This window comes from Exilispira thermophila, from assembly GCF_055389015.1.
Genome location: NZ_AP042476.1, coordinates 446,422 through 458,849 on the forward strand (window position 1 = coordinate 446,422; position 12,428 = coordinate 458,849).

General features: G+C 24.3%; 9 protein-coding genes. 5 read left to right on the forward strand and 4 right to left on the reverse strand.

Features of this window, described 5'->3' with window-relative positions:
* Window positions 1-159: 159 nt before the first annotated feature.
* Complete coding sequence (locus tag ACZ5EC_RS01865; protein ID WP_464303267.1) at window positions 160-1,545, reverse strand: NfeD family protein; 1,386 nt, start codon at window positions 1,543-1,545, stop codon at window positions 160-162.
* Window positions 1,546-2,100: 555 nt separating this feature from the next.
* On the opposite strand from ACZ5EC_RS01865, the gene ACZ5EC_RS01870 reads away from it, so the two are divergent.
* The gene (locus ACZ5EC_RS01870; protein ID WP_464303268.1) at window positions 2,101-3,456 is read left to right on the forward strand and encodes an MFS transporter; all 1,356 of its coding nucleotides are present in this window, start codon (window positions 2,101-2,103) and stop codon (window positions 3,454-3,456) included.
* A gap of 35 nt (window positions 3,457-3,491) precedes the next feature.
* Here ACZ5EC_RS01870 and ACZ5EC_RS01875 read toward each other — a convergent pair whose 3' ends face one another.
* A complete protein-coding gene (locus tag ACZ5EC_RS01875) occupies window positions 3,492-4,295 on the reverse strand; it encodes an EamA family transporter (protein ID WP_464303269.1) in 804 nt (267 codons plus the stop codon).
* Entirely contained in the window at window positions 4,292-5,683 is a 1,392-nt protein-coding gene (locus ACZ5EC_RS01880; protein ID WP_464303270.1) for a sigma-54-dependent transcriptional regulator, read from the reverse strand. The genes ACZ5EC_RS01875 and ACZ5EC_RS01880 overlap by 4 nt, the downstream gene beginning before the upstream one ends.
* 353 nt (window positions 5,684-6,036) lie before the next feature.
* Between ACZ5EC_RS01880 and secA the strand changes: the two genes are divergently transcribed.
* The 4 genes from secA (at window position 6,037) to ACZ5EC_RS01900 (ending at window position 10,777) form a co-directional block, all read left to right on the forward strand.
* A complete protein-coding gene (gene secA / locus ACZ5EC_RS01885) occupies window positions 6,037-8,808 on the forward strand; it encodes a preprotein translocase subunit SecA (protein WP_464303271.1) in 2,772 nt (923 codons plus the stop codon).
* 449 nt (window positions 8,809-9,257) lie between these two features.
* Window positions 9,258-9,605: an EamA family transporter gene (locus ACZ5EC_RS01890; RefSeq protein WP_464303272.1), complete on the forward strand. Its 348-nt coding sequence runs from the start codon at window positions 9,258-9,260 to the stop codon at window positions 9,603-9,605.
* A 28-nt stretch (window positions 9,606-9,633) separates the two neighbouring features.
* Window positions 9,634-9,978 (forward strand): hypothetical protein, encoded by a 345-nt coding sequence (locus ACZ5EC_RS01895; protein ID WP_464303273.1) that lies wholly within the window; start codon window positions 9,634-9,636, stop codon window positions 9,976-9,978.
* A gap of 106 nt (window positions 9,979-10,084) precedes the next feature.
* Window positions 10,085-10,777, forward strand: coding sequence for an AbiU2 domain-containing protein (locus ACZ5EC_RS01900; protein ID WP_464303274.1), 693 nt, complete (start codon window positions 10,085-10,087; stop codon window positions 10,775-10,777).
* 368 nt (window positions 10,778-11,145) lie between these two features.
* On the opposite strand, the gene ACZ5EC_RS01905 is transcribed toward ACZ5EC_RS01900, so the two are convergent.
* Entirely contained in the window at window positions 11,146-11,361 is a 216-nt protein-coding gene (locus tag ACZ5EC_RS01905; RefSeq protein ID WP_464303275.1) for a hypothetical protein, read from the reverse strand.
* Window positions 11,362-12,428 lie beyond the last annotated feature (1,067 nt).

The following is a 12,428-nucleotide window of genomic DNA, read 5'->3' on the forward strand; positions in this document are numbered from 1 at the left end:
TTTTATTAATTAATTATATTATTAAATACTTATATATTTTAAAATAATTTTAATTTTCTTTTTATTAAAATAATTTTAATTTAATGTTTTATTTAATTTCTTTATATTAAAGAATAATTCAAATTAGCATAAGTTCAACTTTTCTTTTAGAAAGGGTTTTTATTGTTTTTTTACTATCAATTTATTTCCTTTTTTATCAATTACTATTACTTTATCATTGGTTTTTAATTCATCATTAGATTCAGCTAACCAGAACTCACCTCTTACAAAAATTATTTTATCTTCATCATCCCATTTTTTTACAACACCTTCCAATCCTTTAATACCAATATCACCAGTGATTGCTTTCTTTTTTCTTAGATCAAAAAGTTTTTTAATAACAAATGCTGTGAACAATGCAAAACTACCAGTAACAGCAATAATTACAGGTGTTGATACTTTAAAAATAGGATTAATTGATTTAATTAAAAAATTTGAACCTAAAAACATAATAATAACCCCTCCTATCGTTAATAATCCATGTGAAGGAATTGTAATATCAAGAAAGATCATTACAGCTCCCAACAAAAATAAAATGACTCCAGCATAATTAACAGGCAAAACTGATAAAGAATAAAAAGCTAAAGATAAAAATACTATGCCTGAAATTAATCCAAATCCCACCCCAGGAGTTGAAAATTCATAAATAAAAGCTAAAACACCAAGTGTTAAAAATATGTATGCAATATTTGGATTAGAAAGAATATGCCTTAAAACTACATTGAAAGGTGTTTTTTTATTTTCAATCACAATATTATTTTTATTAAATACAAAAATATTATTTCCCTTTTTAATTTCTTTTTTATCAATTTTAACTTTTAAATCTTCTAAATTTTTTGCAATATAATCTATTACTTTATTTTTCAATGCTTCTTCAGATGAGAGGCTTGCTGCTTCTGTTACAGCAAGTTCTGCCCATTTTGCATTTCTTCCATGTTTATTAGCAAGCATTTTTATATAGGTAACAGAAAAATTCATAATTTTTTTTTCCATTGTTTTATCTGCTTCTTTACTATTGCTTCCTCCCATTAATGAAACAGGTGAAGCTGCTCCTATCATTGTGGCTGGTGCCATGGTAGCAACATCTGAAGCTAAAGTTATAAATGTACCAGCTGAGGCTGCTGTAGCACCACTTGGTCCAACCCATACTATAACTGGAACTTTACAGTTTAAAATAGCTTCAACTATATTTTGCATTGAATCCAGTAAACCACCAGGAGTATTCATTTTAATTACAATAGTATTGTAGTCTTCAACATTTTTAAGTTCATATACAATAAAGTCAGTAATTGCAGGGTCAATTGCACCTTTTATTTCAATTAATTTCCATTTTTTAGCATCTATCTTATTGGTATTTGAATTATTTAATGAACCTGTATTTAAATCTATAGTGTTAGTAAATTTATTAACTTCTGCTTTTATTGAGACTATGAAAAATACTAAAAAAGAGAAAATTAATAAAATAAGATAAATTGAAATAAAATTTAAAAAATTCTTCCTTTTCATTGTTAAAAACTCCTGATTATAAATTGTTATTTATTAGTAAATTTATAAAATTCAAATTTTTTTATTTATATTTTTTATTAATAAGATTTCTGTAATTTTTTTGTTTATATTTTTTATTAATAGTTGTTTTGCTAACTTTTTTATAACTTTAAAAATATTTATGGTCTTTATTTAAAAAAAAATAAAAAATATTACCTTTGTTTAATTATAACTCATCAATTTTTAAAAGAAAGAAATTTTAATAAATAAAGAAAAAATAAATAATATTATTTTTTTAAAATTTATAAAAATAAAAATATTTTAATGTTAATACAAATAATATTTATTAGATAATATAAAAATAATAAAAAAGAAGAAAATAAAGTTAAAATAATTAATAAAATAATTGACATAATTAATATCTGTATTAATTTTGATTAAATCCAAAAAATAATAAATTATAAAAGAATAAATAATTAATAGAAAATAGAATAAAATAAAAAAATTATAAAAAAATAAATAAGTACTGGACAACAGAATAAAATAGAGAATATAAGAATATTAAAAGGAGAGATAATGGAAATAAAATCGGATACCTCTAATTTAGATGAATATGATAATAAGCAAGGTAAATTAATCACCAATAGTCAAAATGCTAAAAATGAATTAAATGAAATTGAAAAAAAAAATAAAGAGAAAAATAAAAAAATTACCAAACTCTGGAATAAAAATTTTTTACTTTTATGGCAAGGGCAACTTGTTTCAGCAATTGGAGATGTTTTTTATGAAATAGCTTTAGGATTCTGGGTGTTTAATACAACAGGTTCTTCTGCATTAATGGGAACATTAATGGCAACTTCTTTAATACCAAGAATATTAATTTCACCCTTTGCAGGAGTTTTAGTTGATAGAATGGATAGAAAGTGGATAATTGTTTTGATGGATTTTATTAGAGGATTATTTGTTTTATTAATTGCTATTCTTGCTTATAAAGGGATGCTGGAAATATGGATGGTATTTGGAGTAGCTATTATTTTAGGTACTTGTGCTTCATTTTTTAATCCTTCAGTTTCTTCATCTATTCCTGATATTATTCCAAAAGAAAAAATAGTTAAAGGTAATTCTATATTTTCTATGATCTATACTGGATCAGGAATAATTGGAAATGCTGGAGGAGGAGTAATTTTTGCGATATTAGGTGCTCCTATAATGTTTCTTATAAATGGTATTTCATATATATTTTCAGCATTTACAGAAATGTTTATATACATTCCTAAAATCCCTCAAGAAATTGAAAAAAAGAATTTCTGGCAAGATATGAAAGAGGGATTTGGTTATGTTAAAAATACTCCTGGAATGAAGTTAATTTTTATTAATGCTGCATTTTTAAATTTCTTTTTTGCAACTGGATTTGTTTTAATGATCCCTTTTTTTAAGTCAAATCCTCATCTTGGTGAAAAAGCCTATGGTTATACAATGGCTGTTATGACAGGTGGAATGTTTACAGGGTTTCTTTTTATGTCAATTGTAAATATTTCTGATAATAAAAGATTGCTTTTTTTTACTATTAGTGCAATTATTTTTGGATTATTTTCTGTTTTATTTCCATTAATGAATTCACTGTATTTAATTCTAATAATAATCCTTGTAGTAGGGATTACCAATGCTTTTATTAATAATATTATAAATTCGATTTTAAGTGTCATGGTACCGCAAAATAAAAGAGGAAAAATATTCAGTTTAATTGGAACAATATCCATGGCTTTGTCACCTTTAGGAATGGCATTTGGAGGTATTCTTGGAGAAATAATACCTTATAGAACCGTAATGATTATAAGTTTTGCATTTGCGTTTTTAGGAATGCTACCAATAATCATTAGCAAATCAGGAAGACAGTTTGTTAGTTTTAAACTTGATAAACATAAAGGTTAAAATTTATTTAGATTATTTTTTTTGTAATTTAATTTTTAATGTTTTAATAAAATTTTTATAACTGAAAATACAATAATTGTTATTGAAAATCCCTGTATTAGTGATATTGTCTGGGAAAATACAAAAATAGATACAAATAAAGGGTATAAAATATTTGAGGAGTATTGAGTAGGTCCAACCAGAATCATTTCCCCTTTTTTGTATGCTAGCTGAAAAGAAATAAATGAAAATAATCCCTCAAAAAGATATGCATAAAAATAAATAGTAGAAAAATAATCTCCAATGTTGTATCCAAATTTTGTAACAATAATTTTAATGAATATTATCATCATTCCAGCAGCAAAACCACCAGCAGAAGCAAAAATAATACTTTTTAATTTTTTTGATAATGATTTTATTAAGCCAATAATAAAAAGTACTACCGGGATTAAAAAACTTAATATTAAATAAAAATTATTAAATCCATTTGTTTCAAACTCTGTTGTAAAAAAGTTAACAAAAAATATTCCTAGTACAATAATAGTAGAATAGATAAAATCTGTATTGTAAAGTTTCTCTTTTAATAAAAAATAAGATAAAAAAACAATAATTATTATACCCCATCCTGCAACAGATGAAACAATATAAGGGGGGAGTTTGTTTAATGCGATAGCATTTGGAATTACTCCTATATTTGTTAAAATAAAACCTGTTAACCATATAATAAGGTTTTCATAATACTTTTTATCTTTTTTATCTTTCCATCCTATCCAGTTAATTCCTTTTTTCATAAGAACAAAACCCGAGGATAAGACAGTATATCCTAAAAATGCCATAAATAATGAAAATCCATTTTTCATATATCAAGTCCATACCTTTCTAGTTTGTTGTAAAGTGTCTTTCTCCCAATACCGAGTAACTTAGCAGTTTTTGCTTTGTTTTTTGTTTTGTTTAATGTAAATAAAATATATTGTTTTTCAAGTTCATCTAATGGGGTTCCGAATTTTACCTGTAAAAAATCTTCTTTAAGTCCAATTTCTTCAGAAAATATAAAATCTGGAACATTTTTTATTTCTGATACAATATAGGAAGGAATATCTTCTACATCAAGAATATCATTTCTGCACATAACAACCATATTCTCTATACAATTTTCAAGTTCTCTAACATTTCCAGGCCAGGGATAGGTAAGTAGTATTTTTAATGCTTTTGGGGTTATTCCATTAACATTTAAATTATTTTCTTTTGAAAATTTATCAATAAAATGCCTTATTAGAAGTGGAATATCCTCTTTTCTATCTCTTAACGGAGGAAGTTTTATTTGAATTACATTTAATCTCCAGTACAAATCTTCCCTGAATTTTCCCTCTTTAACAAGTTGTAAAAGATCTTTATTTGTTGCTGCTATTATTCTAACATCAACATTAATGGGTTTTTCACCTCCAACTCTCTCAAATGATTTTGTTTGTAAAACCCTTAAAAGTTTAACCTGAATTGTTGGAGAAATTTCAGCAATTTCATCAAGAAACAATGTACCTTCATTTGCAAGTTCAAACCTTCCAAGTTTTGTTTTTATTGCTCCTGTAAATGCTCCTTTTTCATGTCCAAAGAGTTCCGATTCAAGTAAAGTTTCAGTTAATGCTGCACAGTTTACTTTTACAAGTTGCCCAATTCTTCCTGAATTTTCATGGATTGCTTCTGCAATTAGTTCTTTTCCTGTACCAGTTTCTCCATAAATTAATACAGTAGCCTTAGTAGGAGCTATTTGAATTACAGTATCAAAAATATCTTTCATTACCTTTGATTTACCAATTATTTTATTGAATGCTTCCTCTTTTTTAGAAAACATTTTTAGTTTTTCATTCTCTTTTTTTATCTGGGACCATTCAATTGCTTTTTTTGAAACAAGAATTAATTTATCAATGTTATCAAAGGGTTTAATAAAAAAATCAAATACTCCTTCTTTCATAAGAGTAATTGCATCTTCAACTGTAGCTTTACCTGACATGATTATCACAGGTATAAATGGGAATTCTTTTTTTATATTATAGAATAATGTTTTACCATCCATACCAGGCATTACAAGATCTGTTAAAACAAGATCTATTCCATCACTTTTTTGTTTTATAATATCCCAGGCTATTGTACCATCTTCATAAGTATGAGCATCAAACCCCTGCATAAGATAGAATTGTTTTAATGCTTCTCTAATAGTAGCTTCATCATCTACAATTAAAACTTTTCCCATTTTTATCTCCAAACAATGAAACCTTTTTATGTGTAATATTGTTCCACTGTGTTGTAAGTATACAATAAATATTGAAAATGTATAGATTTTTCTGTTTTATTTTTTTCTAAAAGTTATAAACTATTTTAAAAGAAGAAACAGTTGAAAAAACAATATTTTTTTTGTATTTTTATTGATATTATTATATAAGTGAATTTTAAAAATATATTAAAAATGAAATATATAAGAAATAAAATTTATTAGAATAAAATAAAATATATTAGAATAAATTTATTAAGAATTAAATATATTAGAAATTAAATATAATAAAACTTAAATATATTAGAAACAAAAATAAGATATAGGGGAAATATATGGGTCTTATTACAAAAATTTTTGGTGATAGAAATCAAAAATTACTTAAACAGTACAACCTTGTTGTTGAACAGGTTAATGCTTTGAAAGATAAATATAAAACTTATTCAAGAGAGGATTTTTTAAACTTAACACAACAATTTAAAGAAAGAATAGAAAAAGGGGAAGATCTTGATGACATATTTGTTGAAGCTGCTGCTGCAATAAGGGAAGTTTCTTCCAGGACAATAGGGTTAAGACATTTCGATGTTCAAATTATTGGTGCCAGGGTTCTTTTTGAAGGTAAAATTGCTGAGATGAAAACTGGTGAAGGGAAAACTTTAGTAGCAACAATACCTATGTATATTCATGCTTTAAAAGGGAAAGGATGCCATCTTGTTACTGTTAATGATTATCTTGCAAAAAGAGATGCAAGCTGGATGGGTCCAATTTATCTATATATGGGTTTATCTGTTGGTATTATAACTTCAGAATCAGCTTTTAAATTAGATTTTGAATCAAGTGATAGTTCTTCAATTGAAAAAAATCTTAAAATTAAAACTTTCCAGACATCTAAAAGAGAAGCATATGATTGTGATATTACTTATGGTACTAATAATGAATTTGGGTTTGATTATTTGAGAGATCATATGGTATTATCAAAAGAAGATAAAGTTCAAAGGTCTCACTATTATGCAATTGTAGATGAGGTTGATTCAGTATTAATTGATGAAGCAAGAACACCTTTGATCATTTCAGGACCATCTGAACGTTCCACAGACAATTATAAAATAATGAATTCTATACTTGTTAACTTAATGAATAGTAAAAAGTTTGTTGAATGTTCTAAAGATGAAGAAGGGGAGTATTTAAAAGATGAATATGGAAGATATTTAGATGATGGCGCTTATAGAATTGATGAAAAGAATAAAACATGTATTTTAACAGAAAATGGAATTAAATTAATTGAAGAGCAATTAAAAAACAAAAAGCTAATTTCTCAAAATGGTTCGATTTATTCTCCAGAAAATATTCAGTGGTTATCACATGCTGAAGTTGCTTTAAAAGCTCACATGTTGTTTCAAAGGGAAAGAGACTATTTAGTAAAAGATAGGCAGGTACAAATTGTTGATGAATTTACAGGAAGAATTTTACCAGGAAGAAGATTTTCTGGAGGATTGCATCAAGCATTAGAAGCAAAGGAAAGAGTTCCTATTCAGCAGGAGAGTCAGACATTAGCTTCAATTTCATTTCAGAATTATTTTAGAATGTATGATGTTCTTGCTGGTATGACAGGTACTGCAAAAACAGAAGAAGAAGAGTTTTATAAAATTTACAATCTTGAAGTTGTTGTTATTCCAACAAATAAACCAATTGCTAGAATTGATCACCCAGACAGAATCTATAGAACAGTTAAAGAAAAAGAGCAGGCAATTGTTGAAGAAATTATAGAATTACATAAAAAAAGGCAACCAGTGCTTGTTGGTACTGTTTCTGTTGAAAAATCTGAAAGAATCTCTGCTATGTTGAAAAAACGAGGAATAAGACATCAGGTTTTAAATGCAAAATACCATGAAAAAGAAGCAATGATAATTAGAGATGCTGGTAGACCTGGAATGGTTACAATTGCTACTAATATGGCTGGTCGTGGTACTGATATTAAATTAGGTGGTCATGATGAATCACAAAGGGAAGAGGTTTTAAAAGCTGGAGGACTTTTTGTTTTAGGTACAGAAAGACATGAGGCTAGAAGAATTGATAACCAGTTGAAAGGTAGATCTGGTAGACAGGGGGATCCTGGTGCTTCAAGATTTTACATCTCTTTAGAAGATGACCTTATGAGATTATTTGGGTCTGAAAGACTTTCAAGTATTCTAAGTTCTATAGGATATAAGGAAGGACCTCTACCTGAGCATAAAATGATCTCAGGTGCTATTGAAAAAGCTCAAAAGAAAGTTGAACAAAGAAACTTTGATATAAGAAAACATTTACTTGAATATGATGATGTTTTAAATAAACAGAGAACTTATGTTTATCAATTAAGAGATAGTGTGCTTGAAGAAGAGGATAAAATATTTGAAATTATGCAGGACCAGCTGAATGAATATTTATGGGATAAAGCTGATGAAAGAGAAATTGGAAAAAACATAAATCCTGAAGAAGCTGAAGAATTAATTAATTTTTTAAATGATAGTTTGAATTTGAAACTTAAAATTGAAGAATTTAAAAATATATATAAAACAGAAGATTTTATTGAAAAACTTAAAGAAACCCTTTTAAATAACTTAAATGAAAAATTAAATAGACTTGAAGAAAAAGATGCTAAATTTATAGTAAAAGCAATTTTATTAAATACAATTGATCAAGTATGGAAAGAGCATTTAAAGAATGTAGATTTACTTGAAGAAGCCATTTCATTGCAATCATATAGTGGTAAAGATCCATTAACAATATATAAACTTGAAACTTTTTCTTTATTTGAATCAATGTTGACACGAATTCATGAAAATTCCATTAAAACATTGTTTTTATTAGAGATAAAAGAAAAACCTGTTTCATTGCTAAATGAAAATGCATATGAACCTGTTAATTACAAGCATGATGAATTGGGACAATTTGATAATAAATATGCAGCAGCTAATAGAAATATTCCAGCTCAAGATTTAAATATTAATAGATTTAAATCTTCTGAGCATAAATTGAAAAACCCATATAAAGGTGTTGGAAGAAATGATCCATGTCCATGCGGGTCTGGTAAAAAATTTAAAAATTGCCATGGGAAGTATTTGTAAAATTTTAAATCTATCTAATTTTATATAATAAAATATTAATATTAAAATTTTTATATTAAAATTTTAAGGTTCAATTTCAAAATGTGTGGATAAAATAAAATTTTAGTTTTTTTTAACAAAATATATACATTAAAAAAAAATTAAAAATACTATTAAACCGATTGAATATGTTTTTATTAAGTGAATATAAAAATTTAAAAATATTTGTAAAAAAGATATACCCAATATCTAATAATAAAGTAACAAGGTTTAAATAATATAATAAAAAAATTAATGAAAACAATAATAAAAGCATAATTAAAAAAAGATAAAGTTTTAAAGATAATGATTAGGTTATGTTAAAAATATAACAAATTACAAGTGGCTTAGAATAATTACCCATACATTATGAAAGAGAACCAATTTTAATATTATTTGAATAGACATTGTAAAACATTTTATTATTCTATTTGCAGCAAAAAAAGCATCTTGAAATTTACATCTGGGGGATGTTTTTTATTTCAGCTTTATGGATGACCCCATACATAATTATAAAAAAACATAAAGAATTAATAGATGCCTGGAAAAATTATAAAAAATATAGTTTTATCATTGGAATTGGATCTATTTTAACATATTTAATAATATTATTTGTATACCAGATAGCCAATGTTAGTTATGTAATTGCTCTAAGAGAATTTTCTGTTGCAATTGGTGCTGTTCTGGGTATAAAGTATTTAGATGAAAAATTTACAATAAAAAAGTTGATAGGTATCACCTTAATTGTTCTTGGAATAATTGCTATAAAAATAGCTTAGAATATTTTAAAAAATTGGAGAAATAAATATGGAATATGAAAATACTTCAGAAAGAAACTGGAAAAAAATTAATTTTATTATTTATTCAAAATTTTTTTTAGTTATAAGTGAAATAATTCGTGAAAATTGTTACGAAAACATAATACCAAAAACAATAAAAGGTAAAATTGAATATTTTTTTCCTACAATTCCTCTTATTTTATCTTTTTTATTAAGTGAAGAAAAGAATAACAAAATATTATCTATACTTATCTTAGGAATTTCAATAATCTCTTTTTTTGTAATAAAGTTAAATTTTGCTAATTTACAAATGATAATATTTATAATTTTAATTCAAATAGTTGTTTTAAGGATAGAATATAAGAAAAAATAAATAGCAGAGGATTAGATAAATCTTAAACAATAATTATAGGTTTTATCTTGTTTATAAAAATTAACAGATTTTTGATATTTAATATTGATTCTTAGAGGAGTTTAATATGTCTACTTTTAATATGAGTGAAAAAAATAAAAGGTTAATAGAAAAATTTTGTAAAAAAGTTAATTATTTAGAAGTATTATATTCTATTCAAAAAGAATTATTTGAAAATGAAAAGAATACTAAAATACTTGAAAAATCAGATCATTATTTTTTTTATATAATTAATAATATACTTGTTGAAAGAATATTGCTTGAAGTTAGAAAAATTACTGATCCAAGTGGAAATAAAGATAAAGAAAATTTATCTGTTAATTATCTAGTAGATAAAATAGATTGGCCTGTAGATATTAAAAGTGAATTAGAAAATATTCAAACTAAAACTAATAGATTTAGGAATGAAAATGTAAAAGGCGAAGTAGATAAAAAAATAGCTCACAATGATTTAAAAATAATACTTGAAAAAGTAAGAGGGGAAAAATATGAATTATTTCCAATTGAAGAATTTGAAGATTTTTTAAAGAGTTTAAAAAAGTTTTGTAATTTATGCTATAAACCATATTTTAATAAACTATATTTTATTAAAGATAAAAAACACAGGAATTCTAATATAAATGTTATTCATTCCGATTTAATTAGTAAACTGGAAATTGCAATTAAATATGATTATTTAATAAAAAATCTTGATAATAAAAAAGACCAGGATAGATTATTTGATATGTTTGATGAAATAAATATAAATGAAATAATCTAGTTAAAGAAAAAAAACTAAAAAGATCTTATACAATAATTTTATTATTACAACAATTAGATGTTTAAAAGAATTATTGATATACTATTTTTTCCTTCATATTATTTTTTTATTAATAATCACTCTATTTTTCTATTTTCCTGTTTTTCATATATATTGAATTAATTACTTTATTCTTGATTACATAAACATTTTTGTAATATTTTCATTTTGCTGGTAATTCTAATACAAATTCTGCCTGGATTATTGAAGTAGGAGCTGATTTTACTGATTACAATGATGCTCTTTTATTTCCTGCTATGGTTTACTGTGGATGTTGTTATTATTTTTCTCAACAAAAGTTTTTTCACCCAGATAAATATAGGTTTTGCCTATGCAGATTCTAAGTTTGGAAGCTCAATTGCTGAATCTGGTATTTCAATATTGATAAAAAAGCTATTTTTATAAGGTTTAAGTAAATTTATATCTTTTATTTGAGTTTTAACTGACATGCAAGATGAGAAAATAAGAAATGAAAAAATTAAAAAGGAAGAGATAAAAATTTTTGTGAATAAATAATCTTGTCTCATTGTTTTTTCTAAATACATTTTTACCTCAAATACAAAAATCTTATCATCTATTTAAGAATTTTTTATCATAGCTTGAAACAAAACATAGGTAAGAACAATTTTGAAATTATTATAACTTTTTATAATAATAAAAGATAAAAAAGATATAACTCTTATTACATAAAATGTAATATTAATTATAACTATTATAACATTATAATCAATTTAAAATTATCAAACTAAAAAATACATTTTTTTAAATCTTTATGAAATATGATAATAGGTAATAAAAACAGAACAATTATCTATGAATAATTTTTAGTTAATACCCTGAAAAATCACTGACAAACAATATCTTTTATTTATTTTATTTATTTTTGAAAGTGATTTATTAAGGATATCATATATGCCTTCTTTTGGGCTTGTATTTATCTCTCTCTTAATTCAAAATTATATATCATTCTTTGTGTACCAATATGCTCCATTAAACATGAATAACTTTTTTCATTTTTATAATTATATTGTGTTTCTTTTTGATATGAAGACATATATGTTGCATAAATTTCAACAATTGGTTTTTCAAGACCTTTTATAAATGTTTTAAATGTATTAAAAAAAAGATTATATAACTGTCTTAATGAGAAAAATTCTCGTGGTAGGTGCAGTTAATAATAAAATTGAAATTTTTTATATTTGATTAATAAGTTAAATTTATATGTCTATCCTTATTATAATTTTTCGAGTGGATGTCAGTTGCCAAAGACTAAAGAGAATATTTATTTTTCCGTGGTTGGTGCAGTTAATGATAAAATTAGAAATTATTGTATATGATTAAATAAATAAAAACAATATATATATCCTAATTAAAATTTCTCGACTGGATTACAGTTGCCAAAGGCTTAAGAGAAAAAAATAAAATATTTTAATTTAATACAATAAAAGATTAAATATAATAAATTCATAACTGTACTAAGGAGAGAAATTTTAATTAGGATATAATTTTATTTATTTTAAAAGATATTAATAATTTTAATTTTATTATTAACAAAAATAAACTTTACAAATTTTTCATTCATATTAATTTTTTCTTAAATTTTTTTAGATAG

Bases quoted from the DNA above. Each gene is read 5' to 3' on its own strand.
- ACZ5EC_RS01895 (WP_464303273.1), top strand. From the start codon at position 9,634: ATGGAATATGAAAATACTTCAGAAAGAAACTGGAAAAAAATTAATTTT.
- ACZ5EC_RS01875 (WP_464303269.1), bottom strand. From the start codon at position 4,295: ATGAAAAATGGATTTTCATTATTTATGGCATTTTTAGGATATACTGTC.
- secA (WP_464303271.1), top strand. From the start codon at position 6,037: ATGGGTCTTATTACAAAAATTTTTGGTGATAGAAATCAAAAATTACTT.
- ACZ5EC_RS01880 (WP_464303270.1), bottom strand. From the start codon at position 5,683: ATGGGAAAAGTTTTAATTGTAGATGATGAAGCTACTATTAGAGAAGCA.
- ACZ5EC_RS01900 (WP_464303274.1), top strand. From the start codon at position 10,085: ATGTCTACTTTTAATATGAGTGAAAAAAATAAAAGGTTAATAGAAAAA.
- ACZ5EC_RS01905 (WP_464303275.1), bottom strand. From the start codon at position 11,361: ATGTATTTAGAAAAAACAATGAGACAAGATTATTTATTCACAAAAATT.
- ACZ5EC_RS01870 (WP_464303268.1), top strand. From the start codon at position 2,101: ATGGAAATAAAATCGGATACCTCTAATTTAGATGAATATGATAATAAG.
- ACZ5EC_RS01865 (WP_464303267.1), bottom strand. From the start codon at position 1,545: ATGAAAAGGAAGAATTTTTTAAATTTTATTTCAATTTATCTTATTTTA.